The organism is Martinezella rhizogenes, from assembly GCF_000799715.1.
Classification (GTDB): Bacteria; Pseudomonadota; Alphaproteobacteria; order Rhizobiales; family Rhizobiaceae; genus Rhizobium; species Rhizobium rhizogenes_C.
Window position 1 is genome coordinate 352,229 of sequence record NZ_JUHG01000017.1, and the last position, 26,629, is coordinate 378,857.

General features: G+C 60.0%; 23 protein-coding genes. 8 read left to right on the plus strand and 15 right to left on the minus strand.

Features of this window, described 5'->3' with window-relative positions; genetic code table 11:
• Window position 1 precedes the first annotated feature (1 nt).
• From EX00_RS25990 to EX00_RS26035, 10 genes are all read right to left on the minus strand, one after another.
• The gene (locus EX00_RS25990) at window positions 2-841 is read right to left on the minus strand and encodes an ABC transporter permease (protein ID WP_047464366.1); all 840 of its coding nucleotides are present in this window, start codon (window positions 839-841) and stop codon (window positions 2-4) included.
• Window positions 838-1,809 carry an ABC transporter permease gene (locus EX00_RS25995; protein WP_047464368.1) on the minus strand — a complete coding sequence of 324 codons (972 nt, stop codon included), beginning with the start codon at window positions 1,807-1,809 and terminating at the stop codon, window positions 838-840. Before EX00_RS25995 ends, EX00_RS25990 begins: the two co-directional genes overlap by 4 nt.
• 67 nt (window positions 1,810-1,876) lie before the next feature.
• Window positions 1,877-3,424 (minus strand): ABC transporter substrate-binding protein, encoded by a 1,548-nt coding sequence (locus EX00_RS26000; RefSeq protein ID WP_047464371.1) that lies wholly within the window; start codon window positions 3,422-3,424, stop codon window positions 1,877-1,879.
• Window positions 3,425-3,840: 416 nt separating this feature from the next.
• On the minus strand, window positions 3,841-4,845 hold the full coding sequence (locus EX00_RS26005; protein WP_047464374.1) for an inorganic phosphate transporter: 1,005 nt from the start codon (window positions 4,843-4,845) through the stop codon (window positions 3,841-3,843).
• Entirely contained in the window at window positions 4,845-5,462 is a 618-nt protein-coding gene (locus EX00_RS26010) for a DUF47 family protein (RefSeq protein ID WP_234709114.1), read from the minus strand. The genes EX00_RS26005 and EX00_RS26010 overlap by 1 nt, the downstream gene beginning before the upstream one ends.
• A 141-nt stretch (window positions 5,463-5,603) precedes the next feature.
• Window positions 5,604-6,656, minus strand: coding sequence for a sn-glycerol-3-phosphate import ATP-binding protein UgpC (locus EX00_RS26015; protein ID WP_047464379.1), 1,053 nt, complete (start codon window positions 6,654-6,656; stop codon window positions 5,604-5,606).
• On the minus strand, window positions 6,656-7,504 hold the full coding sequence (gene ugpE / locus EX00_RS26020) for a sn-glycerol-3-phosphate ABC transporter permease UgpE (protein ID WP_047464381.1): 849 nt from the start codon (window positions 7,502-7,504) through the stop codon (window positions 6,656-6,658). The genes EX00_RS26015 and ugpE overlap by 1 nt, the downstream gene beginning before the upstream one ends.
• Before the next feature lie 9 nt (window positions 7,505-7,513).
• A complete protein-coding gene (ugpA, locus tag EX00_RS26025; RefSeq protein WP_047464382.1) occupies window positions 7,514-8,395 on the minus strand; it encodes a sn-glycerol-3-phosphate ABC transporter permease UgpA in 882 nt (293 codons plus the stop codon).
• Between the two features lie 67 nt (window positions 8,396-8,462).
• Entirely contained in the window at window positions 8,463-9,773 is a 1,311-nt protein-coding gene (gene ugpB / locus EX00_RS26030; RefSeq protein WP_047464385.1) for a sn-glycerol-3-phosphate ABC transporter substrate-binding protein UgpB, read from the minus strand.
• Between the two features lie 276 nt (window positions 9,774-10,049).
• Entirely contained in the window at window positions 10,050-10,988 is a 939-nt protein-coding gene (locus tag EX00_RS26035; RefSeq protein ID WP_047464389.1) for a DMT family transporter, read from the minus strand.
• A gap of 93 nt (window positions 10,989-11,081) precedes the next feature.
• On the opposite strand from EX00_RS26035, the gene EX00_RS26040 reads away from it, so the two are divergent.
• The 7 genes from EX00_RS26040 to EX00_RS26070 all read left to right on the plus strand — a co-directional run bounded on the left by EX00_RS26040 (window position 11,082) and on the right by EX00_RS26070 (window position 18,236).
• On the plus strand, window positions 11,082-11,855 hold the full coding sequence (locus EX00_RS26040; protein ID WP_047464391.1) for an AraC family transcriptional regulator: 774 nt from the start codon (window positions 11,082-11,084) through the stop codon (window positions 11,853-11,855).
• 111 nt (window positions 11,856-11,966) lie between these two features.
• Window positions 11,967-12,557 (plus strand): GNAT family N-acetyltransferase, encoded by a 591-nt coding sequence (locus EX00_RS26045; protein ID WP_047464393.1) that lies wholly within the window; start codon window positions 11,967-11,969, stop codon window positions 12,555-12,557.
• Between the two features lie 93 nt (window positions 12,558-12,650).
• Window positions 12,651-12,857: a KTSC domain-containing protein gene (locus tag EX00_RS26050; protein WP_015917704.1), complete on the plus strand. Its 207-nt coding sequence runs from the start codon at window positions 12,651-12,653 to the stop codon at window positions 12,855-12,857.
• A 256-nt stretch (window positions 12,858-13,113) separates the two neighbouring features.
• Window positions 13,114-14,739 carry an ABC transporter substrate-binding protein gene (locus EX00_RS26055; RefSeq protein WP_047464398.1) on the plus strand — a complete coding sequence of 542 codons (1,626 nt, stop codon included), beginning with the start codon at window positions 13,114-13,116 and terminating at the stop codon, window positions 14,737-14,739.
• Window positions 14,720-15,670: an ABC transporter permease gene (locus tag EX00_RS26060; RefSeq protein WP_234709111.1), complete on the plus strand. Its 951-nt coding sequence runs from the start codon at window positions 14,720-14,722 to the stop codon at window positions 15,668-15,670. Before EX00_RS26055 ends, EX00_RS26060 begins: the two co-directional genes overlap by 20 nt.
• Window positions 15,667-16,542 (plus strand): ABC transporter permease, encoded by an 876-nt coding sequence (locus tag EX00_RS26065; RefSeq protein WP_047464404.1) that lies wholly within the window; start codon window positions 15,667-15,669, stop codon window positions 16,540-16,542. The genes EX00_RS26060 and EX00_RS26065 overlap by 4 nt, the downstream gene beginning before the upstream one ends.
• Window positions 16,539-18,236, plus strand: a complete 1,698-nt coding sequence (locus EX00_RS26070) for a dipeptide ABC transporter ATP-binding protein (protein WP_047464406.1) — start codon at window positions 16,539-16,541, stop codon at window positions 18,234-18,236. Before EX00_RS26065 ends, EX00_RS26070 begins: the two co-directional genes overlap by 4 nt.
• A 67-nt stretch (window positions 18,237-18,303) precedes the next feature.
• On the opposite strand, the gene EX00_RS26075 is transcribed toward EX00_RS26070, so the two are convergent.
• From EX00_RS26075 to EX00_RS26090, 4 genes are read right to left on the minus strand one after another with little or no spacing between them, the layout of a single operon-like run.
• Entirely contained in the window at window positions 18,304-20,091 is a 1,788-nt protein-coding gene (locus EX00_RS26075; RefSeq protein WP_047464409.1) for an ABC transporter ATP-binding protein, read from the minus strand.
• An 8-nt stretch (window positions 20,092-20,099) separates the two neighbouring features.
• Window positions 20,100-21,125, minus strand: a complete 1,026-nt coding sequence (locus EX00_RS26080) for a glycosyltransferase family 2 protein (RefSeq protein ID WP_080761332.1) — start codon at window positions 21,123-21,125, stop codon at window positions 20,100-20,102.
• Window position 21,126: 1 nt separating this feature from the next.
• Complete coding sequence (locus EX00_RS26085) at window positions 21,127-22,230, minus strand: glycosyltransferase family 2 protein (protein ID WP_047464416.1); 1,104 nt, start codon at window positions 22,228-22,230, stop codon at window positions 21,127-21,129.
• The gene (locus EX00_RS26090; protein ID WP_047464418.1) at window positions 22,230-23,366 is read right to left on the minus strand and encodes an acyltransferase family protein; all 1,137 of its coding nucleotides are present in this window, start codon (window positions 23,364-23,366) and stop codon (window positions 22,230-22,232) included. The genes EX00_RS26085 and EX00_RS26090 overlap by 1 nt, the downstream gene beginning before the upstream one ends.
• A gap of 546 nt (window positions 23,367-23,912) precedes the next feature.
• On the opposite strand from EX00_RS26090, the gene EX00_RS26095 reads away from it, so the two are divergent.
• The gene (locus tag EX00_RS26095) at window positions 23,913-25,220 is read left to right on the plus strand and encodes an MFS transporter (RefSeq protein WP_047464420.1); all 1,308 of its coding nucleotides are present in this window, start codon (window positions 23,913-23,915) and stop codon (window positions 25,218-25,220) included.
• A 90-nt stretch (window positions 25,221-25,310) separates the two neighbouring features.
• Here EX00_RS26095 and EX00_RS26100 read toward each other — a convergent pair whose 3' ends face one another.
• A complete protein-coding gene (locus EX00_RS26100; protein WP_047464423.1) occupies window positions 25,311-26,609 on the minus strand; it encodes an LLM class flavin-dependent oxidoreductase in 1,299 nt (432 codons plus the stop codon).
• Between the last annotated feature and the right edge of the window lie 20 nt (window positions 26,610-26,629).

Genomic DNA, 26,629 nt, shown 5'->3' on the forward strand with positions numbered 1-26,629 from the left:
TTCACTTTCCACGGCGCGCGAGGCGCGGATTGAGGGCATCGTTCAGCCCTTCACCGACGAGGTTGAGGGCGAGCACGGTGAGCAGGATGGCAAGCCCCGGAAAGAAGCTGACCCACCAGGCCTGGCGGATCACCGTGCGGCCGGCGCCGATGATATAGCCCCAGGACATGACGTTGCGGTCACCAAGCCCGAGGAAAGACAGCGAGCTTTCGATGAGGATGGCTGCCGCCACCATCATCGAGGCAAGCACGATGATAGGAGACAGCGTGTTGGGCAAGATCTGCCGCCAGATGATGGTTGCGTGCGTCTGGCCGGAGAGCACTGCTGCCTCGACGAACTCCCGTGATCTGAGCGACATCACCTCGCCGCGCAGCAACCGGGCGACCGGCGGCCAGGACACCACGGCGATCGCCACCACGATCGATGCGATGGATGGCTGGAAGATGGCGACCAGCACGACGGCGAGCGCGAAGCTTGGCACGCTCTGGAAGAATTCAGTAAAGCGCATCAGACAATCGTCCACCCAACCGCCGAAATAGCCGGCGATCGCGCCGATCGGTATGCCGATCAGCAGTGAGACGACGGTCGAGACGAAGCCGACGAGCAGCGAGACCTGCGCGCCATGGGCGAGGCCGGAGGCGAGATCGCGGCCCATCGGATCGGTTCCCAACGGGAACCGATCCATGGTGAAAGGTGCCAGGAAAGGCCGTTGCACCATGGCCCAGGGCGATTTCGGGTAGAGAAATGGAGCGACAATCGAAAGGGCGATAACAGCGAATAGAATAAGGAGACCGATGACGGCGCCCTTGTTGCGGGAGAAGCGTTTCCAGAAATCCTTCATGACGTCACCCGGATACGCGGATCGACGATGCGATAGAGCACATCGGTAATCAGATTGAAGAGAAGCACCATGGCGGCGGAGACGATGAAGACGCCGAGGAGCAGGTTATAGTCGCGCTGCGATAGCGCATCGAACATCAGGCGCCCAATGCCCGGCCAGGCGAAGACGGTCTCGATCAACACCGCGCCGCCCACAAGCTGCCCGGCCTGAAGGCCGGCAAGGGTCACGACCGGGAGGATGGCATTGCGTAGGACATGGCGGCGCTGGATGACGGCGGGGCGCAGTCCCTTGGCCTTTGCCGTCTTGACGAAATCCATGCTGCTCACTTCCAGCATCGAGGCACGCGTCATACGCGCATAGACAGCCATAAAAAACAGCCCGAGCGTCAGGGCAGGCAAGATGAGGTGATAAAGAATATCGAAGGCGCGGGTAAGGCCCGTGTAATCGGCGCCGACTGTCTCGTAACCGAAGCCGGGCAGCCAGCCGAGCTGCACGGAAAACAAAAGCACCGCCATCAGTGCCAGCCAAAAGAGGGGGGTGGCATAGAAGATAAGCGCTACCAGCGAGATGATCGTATCCGACCAACGCCCCTGTCTAGCCGAGGCGACGGCTCCGGCTAGAATGCCGAGCCCCAATGAAATGACGAAGGCGGTGAGGGAGAGAAGAAGCGTCGCCGGAAGGCGATCCGCGATCAGCTGGATAACCGGGAGCTGCTGGCGGTAGGAATAGCCCAGATCGAGCCGCATCACGGATGAGACATAGATCCAGAGCTGTACATAAAGCGGCTGGTCAAGTCCAAAGCGCTCCCGCAATTGTTGCAGGAAGGTGGCATCGGCATCGCCGGCTTCTCCCGCCATGACCACCGCGGGATCACCCGGGGCGGCATGAATGAGGAGGAAGTTCAGAATTGTTATGCAGATCAGGATGACAGCAGCCTTTAGCAATCGTCCTGTCACGAAGCGCACCATAACAGCCCCCTGGTTAGGTTTCCATGCGTTGCGGGAGAGCTGCGCGAGACATATCTCGCGCAGCAATTCACTGCTCGATGTAGGTGTCGCGAAGGGAATCGTTCAAACCCATGCCGGTGGTGATCAGATCCTTGAATTTGCAGTTGTAGATCGTCGGGAAGCTGAGTTCGAGAAGCCAGGCCACGGGCACATCTTCCTGTAGTTTCGCCTGTACCTGATCGTAGAGGACCTTTCGTTTCTCCGCCGGAAACGCAAATGCCGCTTGATCGAGAAGCTTGTCCACATCCGCGTTGCTATAGCCTTCGACATTGTTCCAGGGCGAGCCCTTGGCGATCTGCGCAGACTTGTAATTGCGCTCGACGCCAACCGCCGGATCGCCATTCTGGTAAAGGTAGGTAAATGCCAGGTCGTAATCCCAGTTGCTGACCTTTTGGTTCCAACCCGCCACGTCTGTGGCCTCGATTTCGACCGGGATGCCGACATCCGCAAGGTTCTGCTTCACGGCCTCCGCCCAACGCTGCCAGGTTTCGCCATATGGCAAGGGGAGAAGCCGAAGCGGTTTGCCGTCGTAGCCGATCTCTTTCAGCAGTGCCTTGGACTTGTCAGGATCATAGGGGTATTCCGGGCCGCCTTGCGCATAGAAGGGCAATCCGGACGAGAAGGGCCCGGTCGCAACCTTACCCATCCCATTCCACAGGGCATCGCGCGCGAATCCTCGGTCGAGCGCATACATGATCGCTTGACGGAATTTCGGATTGTCCATGGGGGCGGTACGGTTGTTCAGCCACAACCACGAAAGAGGCGAATAAAACTCCCATCCCTTCTGCGTCACGCAGGTATTGGGAAGGGCGGACACTCTGGGAACGTCGAAATTCTCCACCGATCCGCCGGGCAGGACATCGACCTTTCCCGTCTCGTAGGCAACCGATCTGGATGCTGCGTCCGGGATGATGTGGTAGTAGACTTCGTCAAGATAGGGCTTACCCTTGATGTAATAGTCCTTGTTCTTCTCCAGCTTGATGTAGCTGCCCTTTTTCCATTCAACGAATTTGAACGGCCCCGTCCCGACCGGCTTTTCGTTGGCCGGATTGGTCATGTAGTCCGTGCCCTCATAGATATGTTTTGGGATGATGGGCATTGCGCCGTAATCCATGGCGCGGATGAATGGCTCGAAGGGCTGCTTGAGCTTGAAGACGACCGTCTTGTCATCCGGCGCGGTCACGCTTTCCACGCGGGCCATCGTATTTCGGTGCTTCGCAAGTGTTTTGGGCAGGAAGTCTTTCACAGAAAACAGGACGTCCGCTGACGTCATCGGCTGCCCATCATGGAATTTCACATTATCCTGCAGGTGAAAGGTGTAGGTCAGCCCGTCGGATGAGATTTCCCATGATTTCGCCAATGAAGGCATTGGCCGCAGTTTGTCGTCGTAGCGCAGCAGACTTTCATAGATTTCACCGCCAACAAGTCCGCTTGGACCGTTCGAGACGATGCCGATCATCAGCCCCGGCGGTTCCGGCTGGACGATGAGATTGATCTTGCCGCCTTCGACCGGCGCGGCATAGGCGGCGCTTGCGGTGAGGACCAGGGCGAGGGACATGGAAAGCAGGCGTCGCATGAAGTTCCCCTTATGGATTTTCGTTTGGTGTGCGGACGTTACTTTGCATTGCGGCATCGCTCCGGAAGCCAGATCTGGGCTTTCGGAAGGCGCGGTGCGTATTCAACGGATCGGAGCTTTTTGCGTGTCAGCCGGGGCGAACGACGCTCCGATGGTCAACCAATATACTGGTATATGTTTGCATCAGTGGTCACATTAAGAACGTGCAGAGCTCGGTCTGTCAAGCAGCTCCCGTGGAAATTCCGCATAAGTTTTGAGCGTGCCCGTGGCATGCATATTAATTGATCACATAGGGTGTGAGTGGGCTGGTGAGCGACTGGTATTGCCCAAGAAAGCACCGATTTCAGAGTTGCGATTGGTGGATGCGTCGAGAGAGCCGCCGTCACGGAAAAGGCACTAAGCCTTTGGGTGGGCGTTCAGCCCACCCAATTCATGATCCAATAGACCAGCGCGGAAATCGCGGCGGCGGCAGGCAGTGTCACCACCCATGCGATGACGATATTGCCCGCGAGCCCCCAGCGCACGGCGGAAAGACGCCGGGAGGCGCCGACGCCGATGATGGCTCCGGTGATCGTGTGGGTCGTCGAGACCGGAATGCCAAGCCATGTCGCCGCAAACAAGGTGATCGCGCCGCCGGTCTCGGCGCAGAAACCCTGCATCGGATTGAGCTTGGTGATCTTGGAACCCATCGTATGCACGATCCTCCAGCCGCCGAACAGGGTTCCGAGCGCCATGGCGGATTGGCAGGACAGCACCACCCAGAGCGGCACATGGAATTCCCCGCCGCCGTAGCCCTGGGAATAGAGCAGCACGGCGATGATCCCCATCGTCTTTTGGGCGTCGTTGCCGCCATGGCCGAGCGAATAGAGCGAGGCGGAGACGAATTGCAGCACGCGAAAGGTACTGTCGACGGCAAAGGGCGTCTGCCGGACGAAGATCCAGGTCACGCACAAGATGAGGAGAAGCGCGAGCACGAAGCCCAGCAGCGGCGACAGGACGATGGCGCCCGCCGTTTTCAGCAGGCCAGTCCAGACGATCGCGCTGGTGCCGGTCTTCGCCAGCCCGGCGCCGACCAGGCCGCCGACCAGCGCGTGCGACGAACTCGATGGAATGCCGAATATCCAGGTGACGATATTCCAGACGATGGCGCCCATCAGCGCGGCGAAGATGACCTGCGGCGTCACGATGCCCGGATCGATAATGCCGGTGCCGAGGGTCTCGGCCACATGCAGGCCGAAGAACAGGAAGGCGATGAAATTGAAGAAGGCGGCCCACATCACGGCATATTGCGGCCGCAGGACACGGGTGGAGACGATGGTGGCGATCGAATTGGCCGCATCGTGCAGCCCGTTGAGAAAGTCGAAGAACAGTGCGACGGCAATCAGGCCCGCCAGCAGCGGAAGGGCGAGGGTGGCCTCCATCAGACGTTCTCGATCACGATGCCGCTGATCTCGTTGGCGACGTCCTCGAAGCGGTCGACCACCTTCTCCAGCTCGCCATAGATCTCGCTGCCGATGATATAGGCCATGGGGTTCGACCCGCCATGACGGCGGAAGAGATCCTTGAGACCCTGCTCATGCAACTCGTCGGAACGGCCCTCGACTTTCACCACTTCTTCGGTGAGCACGCTGAGGCGGGCCGAGTTGGCGCCCATGCGATCGAGCAGCGGGATTGCCTCGGCCACCAGTTTGGCGGCCTGGACGATCGCAGCCCCCATCTCCTGCATTCTGGGATCGAAACTCGTCTGTTCGAACAACCGGATGGTCTTGACCGTCTTGTGCATCATGTCGATGGCATCATCCATCGACATGATCAGGTCCTTGATATCACCCCGATCGAAGGGCGTGATGAAGCTGCGCCGCACGGCGAGCAGCACTTCGCGGGCAATCTCATCGGCTTCGTTCTCGAGCGCGACGATACGCTGGCAATGTTGCTCCGTGTCCTTGCCGGCCAGCAATTCGTTCAAAGCTTCGGCCGCGCCGACGACGGTGCGAGAATGCCGCTCGAAGAGATCAAAGAAGCGATCTTCCCGCGGCATCAATTTACGAAACCAGTTCACTGTCGGCGCTCCAAACATGCGTTGTCATAAATTCGTCATAAATGACGGAGCGTGACATGGAAAGCCGATACGCCTACGAAACGACATTCTCCAACAGCGTCGTCCCAAGGTTTGAACCGTTTATGCGGGCTCTATCCTGTTTCCCTCGCCGTCGAAGAAATGCAGGGCATTGGCGGAAGCGGCAACCACAAGCTCGGCATCGATCGCGATCTGGGATCGTCCGGAAACGCGAAAGACGATGGTCTGGCCATCCGGAAGGATGCCGTAAACATAGCTTTCCGCGCCCACCAGCTCCACCGCCTGGACGCGTACCCTTGCGCTGAAGGCGGCGGCATTTCCAGCTTCGGCCAGATGAAGGTCTTCGGGCCGAATGCCGATGGTCGTGTCGTTGCCGACGGGGCCGGCGCCCGCTGAAAGAGCAAGGCCGCTTTTCTCCGTAATCTTCAGGAGGTTCATCGACGGCGAGCCGATGAAGGTCGCGACGAAGGTCGTGGCCGGGCGCTCGTAGAGTTCGATGGGCGTGCCGACCTGCTCGATCCGGCCGCCATTCAGCACCACCAGCCGGTCGGCCAGCGTCATCGCCTCCATCTGGTCATGCGTGACATAGACGCTGGTGGTCGCCAGCGATCGTTGCAGCCGCTTGATCTCGACGCGCATCTGCACGCGCAGCTTGGCGTCGAGATTGGAGAGGGGCTCGTCGAATAGGAAGGCCGCCGGCTCGCGCACGATGGCGCGGCCCATGGCGACGCGCTGCCGCTGGCCACCGGACAATTGGCGCGGCTTGCGCTCCAGGAATTGCTCTATCTCCAGGGAGCGGGCTGTCTTGTCGATCCGCCGCTCGATCTCGTCCTTCGGCATGTTGCGGTTTTTCAGACCATAGGCGAGGTTCTGGCGCACGGTCATATGCGGATAAAGCGCATAGTTCTGGAAGACCATGGCAATGTCGCGGTCCGATGGTTCCAGCTCATTGACCACGCGATCATTGATCGACACCGTGCCCGATGTGATGCTTTCCAGCCCGGCAATCATGCGCAGAAGCGTGGACTTGCCACAGCCGGAAGGCCCAACCAGCACGACAAGTTCGCCGTCGGCAATATCGAGCGACACGCCCTTGATGACGTCGATGCCGCCGCCATAGGTTTTGCGGACATCCTTGAGGGTGATCCCAGCCATTATTTCTCCGTCTCCACAAGACCTTTGACGAACCAGCGCTGCATCAGCACCACGACGATGATGGGCGGAATGATCGCCAGGATCGCCGTCACCATCACGAAATTCCACGGCGTCGCCGCATCGGCGAAATCCACCATTTTCCTGAGCCCGATGATGATCGTCGACATCTTGGCGTCGTTGGTGACGAGCAGCGGCCACAGATATTGGGTCCAGCCATAGATGAAGAGGATCACGAACAGGGCGGCGATATTGGTCTTCGATAGCGGCAGCAGGATATCGCGCATGAAGCGGAAGGGGCCGGCATTGTCGATGCGGGCGGCTTCCAGCAATTCGCCGGGAACCGTCAGGAAGAATTGCCGGAACAGGAAGGTGGCCGTTGCCGATGCCATCAGCGGCAGGGTCAGGCCGGCATAGGTGTCGATCATGCCGAGATCGACGATGACCTTGTAGGTCGGCAGGATTCGGACTTCCACCGGCAGCATCAGCGTCACGAAGATCATCCAGAAGAACACCATCCGCAGCGGAAAGCGGAAGAAGACGATCGCGAAGGCAGACAGGAAGGAGATCGCGATCTTGCCGACGGCGATGACGATCGCCACGACAAACGTGTTCCAGAGCATGCGCGGCAGGCTGACGCCGACCACCCGCTCGACGCCACCGGAGAGTGCTTCCCCATAGTTCTCGGCGAAATGCCCTCCCGGCAGCAGCGAGATCGGCGGCCTCAGAATCTCGGCCGATGTCATCGTCGAGGCGACGAAGGTGTAATAGATTGGGAAGGCGACGATGATGATGCCGAGGATCAGCATCAGATGGCCGACGAGATTGGCGACGGGACGTTTTTCGATCATCGGCTCGCCTCACGCATAATGCACGCGCTTCTCGACGAAGCGGAATTGGAAGGCCGTGAGCGCGATGACGATCACCATGAGGATCACGGACTGCGCCGCCGAGGAGCCGAGGTTGAGATTGACGAAGCCGTCATTATAGACCTTGTAGACGAGGGTCTCCGTCGCCTTTGCCGGTCCGCCGCCGGTGACGGCATGGATGATGCCGAAGGTGTCGAAGAAGGCGTAGACGGTGTTGACCACCAGCAGGAAGAAGGTCGTTGGCGCCAGCAGCGGAAAGACGATCGTCCAGAAGCGCCGGTTGCCGCGCGCGCCGTCGATGGAGGCAGCTTCGAGCAGCGATTTGGGGATTGCCTGCAGGCCGGCAACGAAGAACAGGAAATTGTAGCTGATCTGCTTCCAGGCGGCGGCAACGATCACCAGCACCATGGCCTGATCGCCGTTCAATAGCGGGTCCCAGGCAAAGCCGTTGCGGCGGAGAATGTAGGCGAGGGTGCCCATCGCTGGATTGAACATAAAGAGCCACAGCATGCCGGCGACGGCGGGCGCGACCGCATAGGGCCATATCAGCAGCGTGCGATAGAGGGTCTGCCCGCGCACCACCTTGTCGGCGGCGGTCGCGAGCGCCAGCGCGACGATCATCGACAGCAGCGCCGTCGATACACTGAAGATCACCGTCACCTGCAGGGAATGCAGATAGGTCTCGTCGGACAGCACCGCGCGGAAATTGGCGAGCCCCACAAAGCTGCTCTTCAGCCCAAAGGGGTCTTCTCGCTGCATCGACTGGTATAGCGCCTGGCTCGCCGGCCAGAAAAAGAAGACCACCGTCAGAATGATCTGCGGAGCGACAAGGAGATAGGGAAGGATCTTGTTGGGAAAGACAACGCGCTGCACAGCGATCTCCTAGGGCAGGGAAATTGCCCGCAGCCATAACAGCTGCGGGCCGGACCGCATCAATGCGTCAATTGCCAATGGCCTGCTGGATGGCGGCGTTGCCACGCTGGACGGCCTTGTCGAGCGCCGTCTTTGCGTCTTCCTTGCCGGCCAGCATTGCCTCGAACTCCTCGTTCATGATGTCGCGCACCTGCGGCAGGTTGACCAGGCGCACGCCCTTGGAGTTGGCGGTCGGCGCCTTGCCGAGCATCTGCAGGATCGGCGTTTCGCGGCCGGGGTTCTTCTCATAGAAGCCGGACTTCTTCGTCTCCTCATAGGCCGCCATCGTCACCGGCAGGTAGCCGGAGACCTGGTGCAGTCGTGACTGGATCTTGGTCTGCGAGAGGAAGTGGAAGAATTCGGCGATACCCTTGTATTCCGTATCACTCTTGCCCCCGAAAACCCAAAGGCTGGCGCCGCCGGGGATGGTATTCTGCGGCCGGCCTTCGCCGTCGTAGTAGGGCAACTGACCGATACCGTAATTCATGCCGCTCTTGACGATGTCGCCGAGACCGCCGGAGGATTCCGTCAGGATGCCGCATTCTCCGGAGGTGAAGAGCTGCTTGGCTTCCGATGTACGGCCGCCATAACGGAAGGTGCCGTCCTTGGCGAGATCGGCGATCGCCTGGAAATGCTTTTCGAAGAGCGGCGTGTTGAATTCGAGCTTGACGTCGGTGCCGCCGAGGCCGTTTTCATTGCTGCCATAGGCGACATTGTTCCAGGCGGCAAAGTTCTCGGTCTGGATCCAGGTGAGCCAGGTGGAGGTGAAGCCACAGGCCGATGCACCGCTCGCCTTGATCTTCCTGGCGGCGTCGAACACCTCCGGCCAGGTCTTCGGCGGGCTTTCGGGGTCGAGCCCGGCCTTCTTGAAGGTGTCCTTGTTATAATAAAGGATCGGCGAGGAGGAGTTGTAGGGGAAGGATAGCATTGTCCCGTCAGGCCTGGAATAGTAGGAGACGATACCGGGCAGATACAGCGACTTGTCGAAGGTATAGCCGCCCTTCTTCAACACATCTGCCGCCGGCATGATCGCGCCTTCGGCCCCCATCATCACGCCGCTGCCGGCATCGAAGACCTGGAGGATTGCCGGAGCCTGCTTGGCGCGGAATGCGGCGATGCCGGCATTCAGCGCTTCCGGATAGGTGCCCTTGAAGACCGGGACGATCTTGTAGTCCTTCTGGCTCTCGTTGAATTCCTTGGCCAGTTGCTCGACGACCTCGTTATTGGCGCCCGACATGGCGTGCCACCATTGCAGCTCGGTCAGCGCAAATGCGTTCGATGTCATGGAAAACGAGACAGTGAGCGCCGCAGCTGAGGCGCAGATAAAACGTATGGACATGTTTCCTCCCAAGTGTCCCAACGGGCGCAGACCGCGCCCGGCCCTATTTCCAGCGGGGATCCTCCTCGATCCCCATCCGGACATTCCATTCGAAAACCGCTGTTTGCAACGAATTCCCCGCGGCAAGAACGATTGGTCCCTTCGTCATTTCTTCGTTCTCTTCAGAAAGAGACAACGACGACTGAATCATCCGAACCATCTATTTATGCTGAGAAATGAGAATATACGACAGTTTTGTGACAATGCGGCTTGTAAAGATTCAAGTCTGCCTGAGTCTCAGTTGCCGCTGCGAGGGTTTCCTTCGGTCTGGCCCTCAAGGCGGTGCCGGCGTTCTCCCCGATTCCAGCTCGCCAGCGGTCGACGCCAAAGCTCCGCGAGAATGATGCCGCTCATGGTCAAGGCTCCGCCGAGGATGAGGCTGGCTGTGAGTTGCTCGGATAGCAGCGGGATCGCCAGGATGGCGGTGATGACCGGCACGAAGTTGAAGAACAGCGATGCGCGCGCTGGGCCGATATGATTGATCCCACGCATCCAGAGCAAGGGTGCCGCAACGGAGGCGGCGGCGCCGGCATAGGCGATCAGCGGCAGGCTGGCTGCACTGATGCCCAGCCCGGGGGATAGGAGATAGATCGGCAGCAGCGAAATGGCGGCGGCGCATGCCTGAAGATAGAGCGATTGCAGCAAGGGCAGGCCGTTCGGCCAGCGCTTGAGAAGAACGGTGTAGAGGGCATAGCAGACGGTTGCCACCAGCATGATAGCGTCGCCGACATTGGGGCCTTGCGTGAACAGGGTCGTAAGTTGCCCATGCGAGGCGACGACCGCAACGCCCAGGAGCGAAACGATCCCACCCGCGATTGCGCCATAGGTCATCCGGTGGCCGAGCAGGATGATCGCCAGAACGAGAGACAGCAGAGGCATCAGCGACTGGATAATGCCGAGATGCATGGCCGAGGTGTAGCGAGCCGCGATGTAGGAGAGATAGGGCAGCCCTGCACCACCGAGGAAGCCCAGGATTAGGAGGCGCCAGCCATGAGTGGCGATTACTGAGCGGTTCATCCAGACCTGCCGGGCGACGAACGGCGTCAGGATCAGGATTGCCAGGACCCACCGGTAGAAGGCAATTTCCGCCGCCGAGATAACACCGGCCGAGGCCTTGGTGACAATGGCGTTGCCACCCCAGATCAATGCCGTGATGAGGAGAAGGATGTAGCTCATCCGCCTTGTCCATTTGGTTCAAGGCCAGCGTAGATCGCGTCGTCTTCTCGGTATATGCTTTAATTGCGACAAAGGATAATGCGAGACTGACAGATGCCCACCATCGCCGTGCCGCCACCTTTGGAGGATCTGCCTTCGGACGTTTACTTCCGGGCCGAGGATTTCGGCCCTGATACCTACATGGCGCCGCACGCGCATGTCTTCGGTCAGTTGAGCTTCGTTTCCTACGGCTCGATGAACATTGATGTGGAAGGCAAGCGCTTTCTGTCGCCGCCACACTATGCCGTCTGGATCCCGCCGCGCTGGAAACACAGCGCCTATAACGAGACGGCGACGGCCTATCGCTCGGTCTATATTTCAGCCCATTGCTCCGGGCGGTTTTCCGATCGGCCCTGCGCGCTGGAACTGAGCCCGATCTTGCGGGCGATCCTTGTCGATTTTGCCGAACGTGACATCCATGTGCCGGAAATCGGTCGCGACCGGCGGCTAGCCGAGGTCCTGCTCGACCAGATCGAGATCGCGCCGCCGCACGACGCCTATCTGCCTCATGCCGCATCAGTCGAAATCCAGTCGATCCTGGATGCGCTTCAGGCCGACCCGGCAAGCGACCTGCCGCTCGCATCCTGGGCGGCGCGGTTCCATATGACGGTCCGCACGCTGGAGCGGCGCTGCCAGCGCGAACTCGGGATTCCGCTCGGGGAATGGCGTCAGCGGATGCGCTTCCTGCGCGCCGTCGAATGGCTCGACAAGGGCCGTACCCTGCAGGCAATCGCCTTCGATCTCGGCTACAGCACACCTTCGGCCTTCATCGCCATGTTCAAACGCCTGTCCGGCAAGACCCCAGAGCAATACCGGGTCGGTCGGTAGGCAAAGTTTTCCTTATGCTTGGTATAATCGCCAAAAGCTTCATTCATGACCTGCCGTTCTCCATGATGCGGCGTCGTTAAGGACAACGGCTTGTTGAGACGAGATTGAGCAATGAAAAGCGAGCAGACCCTGGAAGACCGAGACATATCCATTCAGCGGGCTCAGCCCGTCATTCGCGATGCCGGCGATGGGGATATGGAGGCCATACGCAACATCTATACGCATCATGTTCTCTATGGACTGGCGACGTTCGAGGAGGTGCCGCCGTCAGTTGACGAGCTTCGTTCGCGACGGGCATCCGTACTCGCCATGGGGCTGCCCTATCTCGTTGCCGAATTGAATGGCGGGATTGTCGGCTACAGCTATGCGACCGCCTATCGGCCTCGCCCGGCTTATCGTTTCTCGATCGAGGATTCGGTCTATGTCGCGGATGGTCTCGGCGGCCTAGGTGTCGGCAGCGCGCTTCTTCAGGAGCTCATCGCCCGCTGCGAAAAGGGGCCATGGCGGCAGATGCTGGCTGTCATTGGCAATAGCGGCAATGCGGGCTCCATCGCGTTGCATCGCCGCATGGGGTTCCAGCCCATCGGGACGTTCAAATCCGCTGGCTTCAAGCTCGGCCAGTGGGTCGATACGGTGCTGATGCAACGGGCCTTGGGGGAGGGCGATAAAACAGTGCCGGAGATCGCTTCCGCCATTCGATAAAAACGGATGGTTGCAGACTACTCTTCCTTAACTAGGTCACTTCACTCGGTGTTGGGGTTTTCATGGCATAACCGTTTTAAAGAAGAGGGCGCTATGAAAGAGTTTCCAGTTTCATCGAAAATTATTAAATCCGTCGCTTTCCACCCCGAGGACGGACGTCTTTATATTCGCTTCAAGAACGGCGAGGAGCGCCTGTTTGCCGGCGTTCCGGAAAAGGCCGCTATCGCCATGGTCAAGGCGGCTTCGCCCGGCCAGCATTACATCGAACATATCCGTACGCGTTTCGAGCGCGTCGCCTAACACCTGATGCTGGATGGATCTTCCATCTGGCGGATCAAATAATTGCGCGATCGGAGGCCAGATGGCCTTCGGCGGATAGATGACCGGTGTAAGATTGAAACGGTATTTTTCGAACATCGCGTCAAAAGAACCAGAATACCTTTAGTCCATTAATTTTATAGACAATATTCTAAGCACGGGATTGCCGATGCGTCGCAAGTTTGCACGCAGGCAGGGCCGGTCATTTTTGATCGTTTCCAGTATCGGGGCTTAGAATATGAGGCGTGCAGTCTTTGGAGTTTCGTTAAGAAGCAGCGTCCGCGCGGTCGTCGCTTTGTCCTTCCTTTCTCTGGCCAGCCCCCATGCCTGGGCGGCGTCCGAAGGCGCCAAGCCGGTCGATGGCGGTATCCTCAAGGTTGGCTTGGGGACGGACACCGCGATTATCGATCCGTCGATCACCGGCAGCTCGATTACCGCGGTCATCACCCGCAATATCGTCGACTCGCTCGTCGGCCAGGCCGAGGACAACAGCTTCACGCCCTGGCTGGCCGAGCGCTGGGAGATCAATGGCGACAACACGGTCTATACATTTCATCTGCGGCCAGGCGTGACCTTCAGCGATGGCACACCGCTCGATGCGGCGGCGGTGAAGTATAATTTCGATCGCATCCTGGATCCGAAGACGACCTCGAGCTATGCGAAGTCGTTGCTCGGCCCGATCGACAAGATCGAGGCGCCGAACGCACAGACCGTCGTCGTAAGCTATCGTCAGTCTTTCGCGCCGCTATTGCAGGGACTTAGCCTGCCTTATCTCGGGATCCAGTCCCCGGCCTATCTACAGAAGGCGGCGAGCACCACCAATACTGTTGTCGGCTCCGGGGCCTACGTCCTCGATAGTTTCGTGAAGGGCAATGGCAGCAAGCTGACCCGCCGCGCCGACTACAATTGGGGACCCGGCTATGCCACTCATAAGGGGCCGGCTCATTTCAACGAGATTGATTTCAAATACCTGCCGGAGGCATCGGTTCGTCTCGGCGCTCTGGCAAGCGGGCAAGTCGATGCTATCGACGCAGTCCCGCCCGCCAATTTCCGCTCCGTACAGAGCAATGGCAAATTGCAGGTCGTGACGAAGGAGAATCCGGGCGTAACCAGTGCCTTTCTCCTGAACATCTCGAAAGGTCCCTTCCAGGACGTCAAGGTTCGCCAGGCTTTCCAGAGCGCGGTGAATGTCGCATCGGCCGTGAAGGCGGCTTACTTCGGCACGTTGAAGCCTGCTGATAGTATCCTCGGGCCTTCGACGCTTTATTACGAACCACGCCTTGGCGGCAAATGGGGCTTCGATCTTGCCAAGGCGAACCGCCTGCTCGATGAAGCCGGCTGGAAGGAAAAGGATGCGGACGGAATTCGCAAGAAGGACGGCCAGCGCCTGACGCTTCATTACGTCTACGACAGCGCCCAGGTCGGCGATTCTGATATCACCCTTGCCCAGGCGGCGCAGTATCAGGTGCGTCAGGCAGGCTTCGATCTTCAGCTCGATCCCGTCGACGCCGGTGGCTATACGGCTCGCACGAATGCCAATGATTACGACCTTGTCTCGCTCTACTACGTGCGTGCCGAACCGGACATTCTGCGCACGGTATTTCATTCGGCCTATGCGCCGCCCAATGGTGCGAATTATGCTCGCATCAACAGTCTCGACGAAAAGTTGAGCAAGGCGATCGGCGCAAGCGACGCGGAGCGCAAGCGGCTCTATGCCGAGATCCAGACGGAGATCATCGACCAAGCCTATGCGGTGCCGCGCTATGTCGCCGCCTACCAGCTTGGCGCCTCCAAGAAGCTTCTCGGCATTAGCTGGGCCACCAACGCCAAACCGAATTTTTATGATGCCTGGCTCAACCCGTAACCTGATCCATGCCGTCGCAAGGCGGCTGGGTGTGATCGTCGCCGTGTTGTGGGGCGCGGCGACGATCGCCTTCATCGCTGTCAAGCTCATTCCGGGCGACCCGGTCTCGATCCTCTCCGGCGGCGAGAATATCGTCGATGAGGCCGAGCGGGCGGCTCTGGTCCATCAATATGGGCTGGATCAGCCGCTGGTGCTGCAATATGCGCGCTATATCGGCAATGCGCTGCTCGGCAATTTCGGTGAGAGCTATCAGTACCGGCAGCCCGTCATCGACGTCATAGCGGAGGCGGCTGGCCCGACGCTGCAACTGGCGGGCAGCGCCATCGTCGTCGCGCTCAGCCTGGCGATAACCGTTGCCCTGGCGACGGCGGGCCGCCGACGAGGGCTGGCGGTGACGCTTTCCGGTCTCGAGCTGATCCTGCTGAGCACACCGGTCTACTGGATCGGCATCGTGCTTCTGTCGCTGTTCAGTTTTCAACTGCAATGGTTCCCGGTGACCGGCAATGACGGGTTTGCCTCTCTCGTGCTGCCGGCGATTGCGCTCAGCCTGCCCTTGACTGCGCTCCTGAGCCAAGTCTTGCGGGACGGTCTGGAAGAGGCTCTGTCGCAGCCCTTCGCGTTGACGGTGCGTGCTCGCGGTGTCGGCGAAACCCTCCTGCGGTTTCGCCACGGTCTGCGCCATGCAGCACTCGCCGCTTCCACCTTGACCGGCACCTTGTTTGCCAGCACGCTCGGCGGCTCCATCCTCACCGAAACGGTCTTCGGCCGATCCGGCATCGGCCAGATCACGCTCCAGGCGATCAAGACCCGTGACATGCCGCTGGTGCTGGGGCTGGTGATGCTGTCGGCCTGCGTCTTCGTCATCATCAACCTGCTGGTTGATGCTCTTTACCTGCTGATCGATCCTCGCTTACGGAGAGTGGCACAATGAGCAGTGCTGAACTATTCGATGCGGCGCTACGCCGGCGTCAAGATGGCGGCGCCGGCGCTAATCCCTGGCTGGCTCCCGGCCTGCTTGTTCCGTTTGCCATCGTGGTGGTTCTTGCCGTTGCCATCTGGGAGCCGCAATGGTTCACTGCTTTCGACCCCGAAGCTGTGGATACGGATGCGATATTGATGCCGCCGGATTTGCGGCATTGGTTCGGCACCGACGAGCTCGGGCGCGACCTCTTCTCCCGCGTCGTGCACGGAACATCGCTGTCCCTGGCCATCGGCATCGGCGCCACCATGATCGCCACCCTCGGCGGTATTCTACTTGGCACGGCAGCAGCGCTTGCGCCGAGGGCGGTCAGCCGCATTCTGGTGCGCCTGATCGATATTCTGCTCGCCTTTCCCGAAATACTGTTGGCGCTGCTGGTGATCGCCGTGCTTGGGCGCGGGCCTTTGAACACGCTGCTTGCCGTCGGTTTTTCCAGTGTCGCCTCCTATGCGCGACTGGTCCGCTCGCAGGTGATGCAAGTGAAGCTTTCGGGCTATGTCGAGCATGCCGTTACGCTCGGCGAACATCCCTGGACGATCGTCACCCGGCATATCATCCCGAATACCATCCGCCCGCTGCTGATCCTGGCGACGATCGGGGTCGGGAGTTCCGTCCTCTCCGCATCGGCTCTGAGCTTTCTCGGCCTCGGCGTCGTGCCGCCGGCGCCGGAATGGGGCGCGCTGCTGGCAAATGGCCGTAATTTCCTCGACATCGCCCCCTGGACCAGCCTGTTGCCGGCGACGGTGGTAGCCATCTCCGTAATCTCGATCACCCTTCTCGGCCGCCGGTTGCAGAACCTCTTGTCCAAGGGGGAAGCCCGTTGAACCTGGATAACGCCATCCTGCGGAGCCATTTCACTGTTGTTCCTTCGACCACCACACTTTTGGAGGTGAAAAGGCTCAGCGTAACCTTTCCGACGCCACGTGGCAGGTTTCAGGCGGTGAGGGACGTTTCCTTTCAGATCGCGGCCGGAGAAATCCTGGCACTCGTCGGCGAGTCTGGCTCGGGGAAATCGGTGACGGCGCGCGCGCTCGTCGGGCTTGCCGGTTCCCGGGCCGCCGTTCGGGCGGAGGCGATGACGCTTGTCGGCCATGATGGACAAGCGCTGGATCTTCTGGGTCTATCGGAGCGATCCTGGCGCCAGCTTCGCGGGCGGGAGATTGGCTTTGTCCTGCAGGACGCCTTGGTCTCCCTTGACCCCTTGCGTACGGTCGGTCGTGAGGTTGGCGAACCGATCCTGGCGCATCGTTTGCTGCCTCGATCGCAAGTGGCGGAGCGTGTCGAGGAACTGCTCGGCCGCGCCGGCATCCCCGATCCCAAAATTCGCGCCGCCCAGTATCCGCATGAGCTTTCCGGCGGGCTGCGACAAAGAGCGCTGATCGCCTCGGCGCTGGCCGCGCAGCCGCGCCTGCTGATCGCCGACGAGCCGACCACGGCGCTCGATGTGACGGTGCAGCGGCAGGTCCTTGCGGTTTTCAAGGCGCTGGCGCGCGCCGGTCATGCGGTTCTTATCATTACGCATGATCTCGCGGTTGCCGCACAACTCGCCGACCGCGTGGTCGTGATGCAGGATGGCCAATTGGTGGAAGCCGGTCCGGCACGACAGGTGCTGTCCAAGCCGCTGCATGACTATACGCGCCGCCTGCTCGCCGCCGTGCCAACGGCCGCGACCCGTGGCCGCTGGCTGAGCGCAACCGATGGCGCGCCGATCCCACGGAAGGTTATGGAGGCTGAGGCGCTGCTCTTGGAGATCCGCAATGTCTCGGTGAGCTTCAGGCGACCTGACGGCAGCCGGCTTGAAGCGGTCAAGCAGGTTTCGCTCGACGTTGGCCGGGGTGAAACGCTCGGCATCGTCGGCGAGTCCGGCTCCGGCAAGACGACGCTCGGCAAAGTCGCGTTGGGGCTGCGACAAGCGGCCAACGGCGACGTGCTCTTCGAAGGCAAACCATGGAGCAGGCTTGCCGAAGCCGAGCGGCGGCCCCTGCGCAGCCGCATCCAGACCATTAGTCAGGATCCTCTTGGCTCTTTCGATCCCCGCTTCACCGTGGAGCGCATCATCGACCAGCCTCTGCGGCTGCGAGGCGATCTCGACCGGGCGGCGCGGCGGCGGAGAATAGCGGAACTGATCGAATTGGTTGGCCTGTCGTCGGAGCTTCTTTCGCGCCGGCCGAACACCTTATCCGGCGGCCAGCGGCAGCGTGTGTCCATCGCCCAGGCGCTTGCCGCTGAACCGAAACTGTTGATCTGCGACGAGCCGGTGTCCGCGCTGGATGTCACGACGCAGGCGCAGGTGCTGGATCTGCTGGTCGACCTTCAGGGACGGCTAGGCTTGTCGATGGTCTTCATTTCGCACGATCTTGGCGTGGTGCAGCATATGAGCCATCGCATCGCCGTCATGAAGGACGGCGTGGTTGTCGAAACTGGGCCGGTGGAGCAACTTTTCGATCAGCCGCAACATCTCTATACGCGCGATCTGATTGCCTCTGTGCCCATGCTTTCGGCCTGGGGGAGGGAATAACGACCAGCATGCCGATGAACCTATTCGCGCATGGCATCGCATTTGATATCATTTTCTTCCTCGGATCCTAATGCTTCTCCAGCGCCTCATGCTCGTAAAGCTGATCCATGCTCAACGAGGCGACGGCGGCAAACGGGGTCTGGTTGCGGACGCCGCCGCCGCCGAGGATGACGATTTCGTCACAGAATGAAATGGTACTGCGATGATGGCTGATGACGACGGTCGTGCGGCGACCGGCTCTCGACTTCAGGGTCTCAACGATGGCCGCCTCCGACAATCCGTCCACGGCGTTGGTGGCTTCGTCCAGGATCAGGATATCGGGATCCCGCGCAAGCGCTCTTGCCAAGGCTATTCGTTGTCGCTGGCCCGCCGACAGGCTCGCTCCCCTGTAGCCGACGATCGTTTCGTAGCCGTCGGGCAGCTTTTCGATAAATTCGTGCGCCTCGGCGAGCCTTGCTGCGCGCTCCGCCTCGGCGAGCGAAGCATTTTGTCCATAGGTTATATTTTCCAGGATCGTGCCATCCACAAGCTCCAGGTCCTGGCTGGCAAGCGCAATCCTGCCTCGCCACTGGGCCGGGTCGATCCGGCTTAGCGGCAATCCGTCAATGAGAATGTCGCCGTCGTCGGGCTCGACAAACCGGCAGAGTAGATTGACGATCGTCGTCTTTCCGGCGCCCGATCTGCCGATGATTGCCGTCGAGCAACCCTGGCGGATATCGAAGCTGGCGGAGCGCAGTACCAGGGGCCGGGAGCTGGAGCCCGGATATTTGAAGGTCACCCCGTCGAATTTGATCTGCTGGCGGAGTCCGTGCGCGGGTTCATGTCCCGTCGGCGGTTTCGGCTTGTCGGAGGAGTCCAGCAGCCATCTGACCTCTTCCAGGGAACCGCTCCAGCCTTGTACCTGGCTCCATGCTTGCTGCAAGGCGCGCACATGCGGCTGTAGCCGGTAGAGCAGGACCACGAAAGCGACGATGATCGGAAAGCTTATGCCCCAAAGCCATGCGCTGACGACCACCGCCAGGAAGAGCGCCGAATGCAGCACTTCTGTCAGCGGCGGCAGCGCGCCCTGTCGGGTCTGGAGGACGAAGCCCGCCTTTCGCACGGCATTCGACGCCCCGTCGAATATGGCTTTCTCGCGCTTTTCCTGCCCGAACACGCGGATGAGTCGTCCGGCATGAACGAGATGAAGCATTCTGGTGGCAAGTTCGCTGTTGAAGGAGGTGACATCGCGGCTGGGCAGTTTGAGCCCGGCCGACAGGACCGCATGGGCGATCTGGACAAGGATGAGGCCAACGGCGACACAGAGCGTCATCTGCCATGACAGAAGCAGCAGGAAGGCCAAAAGAATAATGGTGGCCGATGCGTTCACGATGGCCGCAAGCGCCGTCTGTATCGCATCCGACGCCCGCCATGATTCGTTGGAAATGATGTTCAGCAGCCGCCCCGGGCTTTCCTGCAGGAAGAACGGATATCCGATCTTCAAAAGCTGATCGGCGAGCGCGCTTCGGATCGCGTGGCCGGCTTTGCCGTAGATGAAGTTGGTCAGCACGGTATTGGCGAAGGCCAGCACATTCTTCAGGGTGATCAATGCAAGCACGGCGGCCGCGATGACCAGTAATCTTTGCCGATCATCCAGGCTGGACCCCACTTGCTGGAAGGCGGCGGAGAGACCGCCCATTCCGGACGGATCCTTCTGGCCGCCGATGATGCCGAGCATGGGAATAATCAGACCGATGCCTGCGCCCTCCAATACCGCGCTGCCTAGCCCTAAAATGACCACGACCGGAAGCAGACGCATCTGCCGGCCCAATGCGTGGCGCAGTAGCTGCAGGCCCGGCAGGAAGAATTTCAGCATGGCGAATATCACCTCAGCGAACGAGCCGCTTGTTTGATCTGGTTTAGGTCCGGTTGTCGCGGCTGGCCAGTGATCGTGAGGCGCATGAATTCAGCGGCTCCCAGCAAATTCATGAATACGATCGGCCAGTGCGATAGAGAGACTTCGGGGTCGAAGCGAGATCCACCGAACAGCTCTCGCCAGGCCGACCGAAGTGTCCAGCAAAAGTGACGAAACAACCACGGCGCCTTGAACATGTGTTTCAAGCAAAGCCCTCCGTTTCCAAGGCTGTAGCTTCGGTGAAGCCGCTCGATCGCCTCGCGTGTATCTCGCCCATGATAATGGAAAACGGTCATGTCGGGCACATATTCGATCGGGATGCCGAGTTGGAAGGCGCGGACCAGATAATCGGTATCCTCGGCGGACTGCAGGGCAGCGCCGGCGCCGAACCGCTCATCGAAGCGGCCGACGCGCATGGCGACCTCGCGATGCATGGTCATGTTGCAACCCAGTATGAAGCCGCCGGGATGAATGTCAGGGCTGAAAAATGCGCGTTCCGGCGATCGCTTGATCGTGAAGGGCAGATCACGCGCGCTGCCGAGTTCGACGCGGCCGCCCCGAATGACGTATTGCTCGCCGGTCAGATAATACCGCTCCAGGTCTTGCAGATAGCGGTCGTCGATCTCGCAGTCATCGTCGATGAAAATCAGGATCTGGCCGCGCGAGCGCTCCATCCCCGTATTGCGGGCGGCCGCTAGACCACGGCGCGGCTCCGTCACCGGTATGATCGCCATGCTCGACGTCGCGGCGATATGGGCCAGACGCTCGGCGGTATCGTCGGTCGAGCCGTTGTCGACCACCACGAGCTCGCTCGCCATCGCGGCATGCGAGCGACAGGCGACCTCGATCGACTGGATGCAGGCTTCGAGCGCTTCGGCGCGGTTGCGGGTGCAGACGATAAAGCTCGCCACGGGATCGTGCCCTCCGGAAGGGGACGGCGCCTTGGCGGCCTCCTGTGCGTGCTCTCGCACGATGTCGGGGCGTCCCCCGGTCATGCTATGCGAGACCCTGAAGCGGTGGCACTGCTTTGATAGGCACTGACTGCCTATACCGTGCCAGCGCGTCCAGTTGCGTGCTTGCCTCGCTCCAGACGCGGCCGCACCATGGCGCATAGGCACCGGCGCGAAGGCCGTATCGTTCCCGGCGCCGGATAAGATGCCATTTTCCGGTGCGTGTCAGGAATGCGTGCGTCAGTCGTGGTTGCTTCTCGTCAGCGATGAGCTGGTAGAGGAAGTAGAAGAAGCACAAGGCGCCGTCTTCATAGCTTGATGCCGCTGCGTCGGTGCGAGCCTCAATTTTTTCCTCCATGGAGACAAGACAGTCGGCGACGCGGCGAACCGTGTCCGGTGTCACCACCACACCGATGTCATAAAGAGCGTCCGGATCGTCGATCAGCGATTCTCGCAGAAGGTTCTCGGCGGCAATCTTCAGATGGGTAAGGCGCATTTGCCGCTTGTGCTTGTTCGTAACGCTCTCGTCGTGAATGCGGTATGCGACCAGGCTCTCCTCGATCATGGCGGCCGGAAACTCTCGCGTAATCCGCCGGAACAGATCGAAGTCTTCCGCATGCACATAGCTTGCGTCATACATCAGCATGCCTTGCGGGATGACATTGCGATTGTACATCACGGTTGAGTGCATGAAGACGGTGTAGAACATCGACAGTACATGCCAGTTCGCTGAAAGATGGATCGGGTTTTGCGTGCCGCGCACGACACGATTGCCGATGAGCCGGTCGATGCCCGTGCCACTGATCGCAAGCTCGGGCCGCTGCGTGAACAAGGAAACCTGTCGCGAGAGGCGTGTCGAATAGGAAATGTCGTCGGCATCCATCCTGGCGACAAAGTCGCCTTTTGCCAGGGTCATGCCTTCGTTCAGGGTTGCGATAAGACCACGGTTCTCCCGCGAGACGATGCGGACGCGATCATCGGCCTTTTGGTAGCGTTGCAGGATATCCAGCGAGTGATCGGTGGAGCCGTCGTCAATCGCGATGACGTCGAGGCGCTCGTGATCCTGGCGCAGGATGCTTTCGATCGCCGCGGCAAGATAAAGTTCGCCGTTGTAGACGGGCAGTACGACGGAGACCAGTGGAACGGACATTATTCGGCTCGCATGCTTATTGGAGATTGGAGATCTGGGCCACCCACAGTTGCGGATGACGGAGCAAGGATTTGGTCTTTCGAGACCACGTAAGGGAAATAGCGCTTGAGACTGTTGAGCGGCTTTTCAAGAAATGCCCAGGAAACCGAGGCGAGTATCAAGGTGGCCGTGCTGCCGATGACGAAGCGGGCAGGCCCCTGTTCCGAGACATTCATCGGGATCCAGGGCTGAGCCTTGACGATCAAGGACAGGACGATCGGATGGAAAAGGTAGATGCCGTAACTGATGCGTCCGACGGCCATTATGGGTGGCAGTTCGAGCAACCGGCCGAGGGGGCCTCCAAGGCCCGACGAACAGTATCCGACCAGCATGACCATCGGCACGAGCGGAAAAACCTCGCTGCCGATCCAGACTGCCCAGTCGAGCAGCGGTGTCATGGGCTCTGATCTCAGCCAAAGCGCGATGACGGCCACGACTGTCAGCGGCATCCAGCTGACCCGCATCCATTGCGGCCAGGCCTCGGTCCTGCCGCGATAGGCCGCGAGCAGCGCGCCGGCTGCCAGTGCGTCCATCGACGCTGAGGGAAGCAGATCGCGCATGAGCGAGGGCGTTCCCGTCAGCGGCCAACAGAGGCGGTAGGCGATCGAGCATGCAATGACGGCAACGCAGATACGCTCGATCCGGTGACGCGGTGCCAGCAGTATCACCAGCGGCCAGACAATATAGAATTGTTCCTCGATACTGAGGCTCCAGGTGTGGCACAGAACCCAGGGCGTCCACTGATCGCGAATGGCATACCAGTAGTTCGACAGATAAAATGCGTGCCATCTCAGGCTGCCGCGGGCGCCCTCGAGGTTGACGAACCAAATGAAGCCCAGCATCGCGAAATAGGGTGGAAATATACGCAATGCGCGGCGGATATAGAATGATTTCAGCGCGGTGGCCGGCTCATATTGAACGGCGGAGCGCGCGTCCAACAACAGTCGTGTGATCAGGAATCCACTGATTACAAAGAAGAGACGGACACCGAGATGCCCCCAAAAATTTCCGTCGGCCGCGACGAAATGTGCGTAGAGCACCATTGTGACGGCAAAAGTTCTCAGCCCGTCCAATTGGCGGTCGCGTGTATTCGACATAGACACCCCCGGCTCTCAGCCTTTGTCGGACACTCTCCCTGATGGCGCCAACTCCCCGATATTGTTCTTGTCGTTTGCGTCTTACTCGATTTTGTAAGCCCCGCGAGGATCGGTAAAACGCCAAACAATCTTCCGAGCGTTTATGAGCGAATCCGGCCAAACTGTGACAGGCTTCACTCAATTAGCCGAAGGATAATCACATGTTTGAAACATACGAGCATCCTGCAGGCATTCGGAGCTATTTTTGCCCCGCGGCGCCCGGGCGCCGCGGCTGAATGAAATGCCACAACCATAATGCTAAGTCTGAATCTTCTCTGGTCAACCCCACGCGGTAATTTCAACCTGTGCAACATTGTGCCGGAAAAATACCGCAGCTGGTGGTCGCCGACGGTGCGCTTCGTCGCCTGTAACGCCTTTTTCTCTCTTGTCAGCAGATGGCGATGTAGGACTTGCGTGGACCGGCTTGTTTTTCTAAACGCTTTTGGATTGATAAACGCCGGGTTGCGCTATCTATATGGTCCAGCGCGACTTTTAGGAGGAAACGACGTGGTTGATGAAAAACGGCTTATCTCCAAGATCACTTGGAGGCTCATGCCTTTTTTAGGTATTCTCTACCTTATCGCCTATATTGATCGCCAGAATGTCAGCTACGCGAAATTGCAAATGGTTGATGCTCTGGGGATGAGCGAATATGCCTACGGCCTGGGTGCGTCGCTGTTTTTCATCGGCTATTTCCTGTTTGAAGTCCCGAGCAACCTGCTCCTCGACAAGTTCGGCGCGAGCAAATGGTTTGCCCGCATCCTGGTGTCGTGGGGCATCGTCACGGTCGCACTGGCCTATACCCAGAGCCCGACCATGTTCTATATCCTGCGCTTCCTGCTTGGCGCCTGCGAGGCGGGGTTTTTTCCCGGCGTTCTCTATCTTCTGACCCTTTGGTATCCCTCTGCCTATCGCGGCACCATGGTCGGGCTGTTCATGATTTTCAGCGCATTGGCCAATGCAATCGGAGCACCCATCGGTGGCGCGCTGTTGGACTTGAATGGCCTCTATGGTCATGCTGGATGGCAGTGGGTGTTCATCGCCACAGGCTTTCCCGCCATCATTGCCGGCATAGTGACCTTCTTTTATCTGTCCGACCTGCCGGGAAAGGCCACCTTTCTCAGCGATGAGGAAAAGAAGTGGCTCAAGGAACGGCTTGCCACTGAAAATGCGGGCATGGAGCAGAATGCATCCGACGGTTTCCGGGCCTTGATCAATCCGCGCGTTCTGCTGATGGCGCTTTGCTATGTCGGCTTTCCGCTGGCGGCCTACGGCCTCAGCTATTGGCTCCCCACCATCGTCAAGGGCTTCGGGGTCAGCAACACCACGAATGGCTTCCTGAACATCATTCCATGGGTGCTCGTCGCAATCGCCCTCTATGTTGTCCCGTCCATGGCGGATAAGGCTGCTTCCAAGACGCCCTATATCGTCATTCCCGCGTTGACGGGGGCTGTGTGCCTGGTGCTGTCGGCGGTCATTCCAAACCATACGCTTCAGTTCGCGTTCCTCTGCGTTGCCGCTGCCGGTATCTTTGCCGGGCAGCCGGTTTTCTGGAGCCTGCCGTCGCGCTTCCTGCAGGGAGCCGGTGCCGCCGCTGGTCTTGCGGCCATCAACTCCATTGGCAACCTTGGAGGTTTCGTCGCGCAGAACGTCGTTCCGTGGATCAAGGATGTCACCGGAAGCACGATTGCGCCGATGTTCTTCCTTGCGGCCTGCCTTACGGCAGCAGCAGTACTGGTTCTGTTTGTCGGGCGGATGGTGGCCCGCGCATCAACCTCTGGCGATCTGCGAGGTACAGGCACCTCGCGGGTCTGATCGTTCGTAAAAAGGCCCGCCTTCCAATTTGGAAGGCGGGCCTTCAAACCTGACGCGTTGTCGAGGGCGCCTCTTATGAGAGGAACGCCCTCAGCCGAGGGGCGGCCGGGGAATGCCGAGGTGGTCGCGCAGCGTTGTGCCTTCATATTCCGTGCGGAAAAGACCTTTTTCCTGAAGGATCGGCACGACTTCGCGGGTGAAATCCTCAAGGCCGCCGGGGAAGAAGGGCGGCATGACGTTGAAGCCGTCGGCGGCGCCATTCTCGAACCATTGCTGCATACGCTCGGCAATCTCAACCGGCGTTCCAAGCACGATATGATGTCCACGGCCGGCGGCGACCCGCAGCGCCAGTTCTCGGATCGTCAGTTTTTCCCGTCGTGCCAATTCTGTCAGCAACTCAGCGCGGCTGCGCAACTGGTCCGAAATCGGCAGGTCCGGCAGTGGGCCGTCGAGATCGTAGTCGGCAAGGCTGTGGCCGATCCGCTCCTCGAGAAGCGGCATGGCGCTCTTGATGTCCGTCCAGTGGTTCAGGACATCGAGCTTTTCGCGGGCCTCGGCCGTCGTCCTGCCGATCACCGGCAGGAAGCCCGGCATGACCGCCACGCTATCGGGATCGCGTCCGAAGCCCGCAACCTTGCCCTTGAGGCTCTTGTAGAAGGCCTGGGCTTCATCGAGGCTCTGCTGCGCGGTAAAGACGATGTCGGCGGTGCGGGCGGCAAGATCCTGACCCGGTCCGGAGGAACCGGCCTGGATCAGGATCGGATGTCCCTGCGGCGAACGCGGAATGTTGAGCGGCCCCTTGACGGTGTAGTACTTGCCCTTGTGGTCGAGCACGCGCACCTTGGACGGATCGGCATAGACGCCGTTTTCCTTGTCCTTGCGGAAGGCGTCATCGTCCCAGCTATCCCAGAGCCCGCGCACCACATCGACGAACTCCTCGGCCACGGCATAGCGCTCGTCGTGTTCCGGATGGCTCTTGGAGAAATTGGCGGCCGTGCGCGCATAGGAGGTCGTGACGATGTTCCAGGCGGCGCGTCCATGGCTCAGATGATCGATCGAGGCAAAGGCGCGGGCAAGATGATAGGGCTCGCCGTAGGTGGTCGACGCCGTGGCGGCAAGGCCGATCTTGTCGGTGACCATGGCGAGCGAGGCAAGCAGCGTCAACGGCTCGAAGCGGGCGATCATCGATGGGTGCGCGTCGATGGCGCTCGTCAGGCCGTCGGCCAGGAAGAGCATGTCGAACTTTGCCGCTTCCGCCATCTGCGCCACGCGGCGCAGCAGGTCGAAGTTCTCGCTGCCGGCTTCGGCGTCCGGATGGCGCCAGCCGGAGACGTGATGACCGGCTCCCTGCAGGAAAAGGCCGAGATGGATCTTGCGGGTCTTGCTCATGGTTTCATGCCTTGGAATTA

Excerpts from the sequence above, each read along its gene's own strand:
- EX00_RS25990 (WP_047464366.1), bottom strand. The coding sequence starts at position 841 with ATGAAGGATTTCTGGAAACGCTTCTCCCGCAACAAGGGCGCCGTCATC.
- EX00_RS25995 (WP_047464368.1), bottom strand. The coding sequence starts at position 1,809 with ATGGTGCGCTTCGTGACAGGACGATTGCTAAAGGCTGCTGTCATCCTG.
- EX00_RS26000 (WP_047464371.1), bottom strand. The coding sequence starts at position 3,424 with ATGCGACGCCTGCTTTCCATGTCCCTCGCCCTGGTCCTCACCGCAAGC.
- EX00_RS26005 (WP_047464374.1), bottom strand. The coding sequence starts at position 4,845 with ATGGAGGCCACCCTCGCCCTTCCGCTGCTGGCGGGCCTGATTGCCGTC.
- EX00_RS26010 (WP_234709114.1), bottom strand. The coding sequence starts at position 5,462 with ATGCCGCGGGAAGATCGCTTCTTTGATCTCTTCGAGCGGCATTCTCGC.
- EX00_RS26015 (WP_047464379.1), bottom strand. The coding sequence starts at position 6,656 with ATGGCTGGGATCACCCTCAAGGATGTCCGCAAAACCTATGGCGGCGGC.
- ugpE (WP_047464381.1), bottom strand. The coding sequence starts at position 7,504 with ATGATCGAAAAACGTCCCGTCGCCAATCTCGTCGGCCATCTGATGCTG.
- ugpB (WP_047464385.1), bottom strand. The coding sequence starts at position 9,773 with ATGTCCATACGTTTTATCTGCGCCTCAGCTGCGGCGCTCACTGTCTCG.
- EX00_RS26035 (WP_047464389.1), bottom strand. The coding sequence starts at position 10,988 with ATGAGCTACATCCTTCTCCTCATCACGGCATTGATCTGGGGTGGCAAC.
- EX00_RS26040 (WP_047464391.1), top strand. The coding sequence starts at position 11,082 with ATGCCCACCATCGCCGTGCCGCCACCTTTGGAGGATCTGCCTTCGGAC.
- EX00_RS26045 (WP_047464393.1), top strand. The coding sequence starts at position 11,967 with ATGAAAAGCGAGCAGACCCTGGAAGACCGAGACATATCCATTCAGCGG.
- EX00_RS26050 (WP_015917704.1), top strand. The coding sequence starts at position 12,651 with ATGAAAGAGTTTCCAGTTTCATCGAAAATTATTAAATCCGTCGCTTTC.
- EX00_RS26055 (WP_047464398.1), top strand. The coding sequence starts at position 13,114 with ATGAGGCGTGCAGTCTTTGGAGTTTCGTTAAGAAGCAGCGTCCGCGCG.
- EX00_RS26060 (WP_234709111.1), top strand. The coding sequence starts at position 14,720 with ATGCCTGGCTCAACCCGTAACCTGATCCATGCCGTCGCAAGGCGGCTG.
- EX00_RS26065 (WP_047464404.1), top strand. The coding sequence starts at position 15,667 with ATGAGCAGTGCTGAACTATTCGATGCGGCGCTACGCCGGCGTCAAGAT.
- EX00_RS26075 (WP_047464409.1), bottom strand. The coding sequence starts at position 20,091 with ATGCTGAAATTCTTCCTGCCGGGCCTGCAGCTACTGCGCCACGCATTG.
- EX00_RS26080 (WP_080761332.1), bottom strand. The coding sequence starts at position 21,125 with ATGACCGGGGGACGCCCCGACATCGTGCGAGAGCACGCACAGGAGGCC.
- EX00_RS26085 (WP_047464416.1), bottom strand. The coding sequence starts at position 22,230 with ATGTCCGTTCCACTGGTCTCCGTCGTACTGCCCGTCTACAACGGCGAA.
- EX00_RS26090 (WP_047464418.1), bottom strand. The coding sequence starts at position 23,366 with ATGTCGAATACACGCGACCGCCAATTGGACGGGCTGAGAACTTTTGCC.
- EX00_RS26100 (WP_047464423.1), bottom strand. The coding sequence starts at position 26,609 with ATGAGCAAGACCCGCAAGATCCATCTCGGCCTTTTCCTGCAGGGAGCC.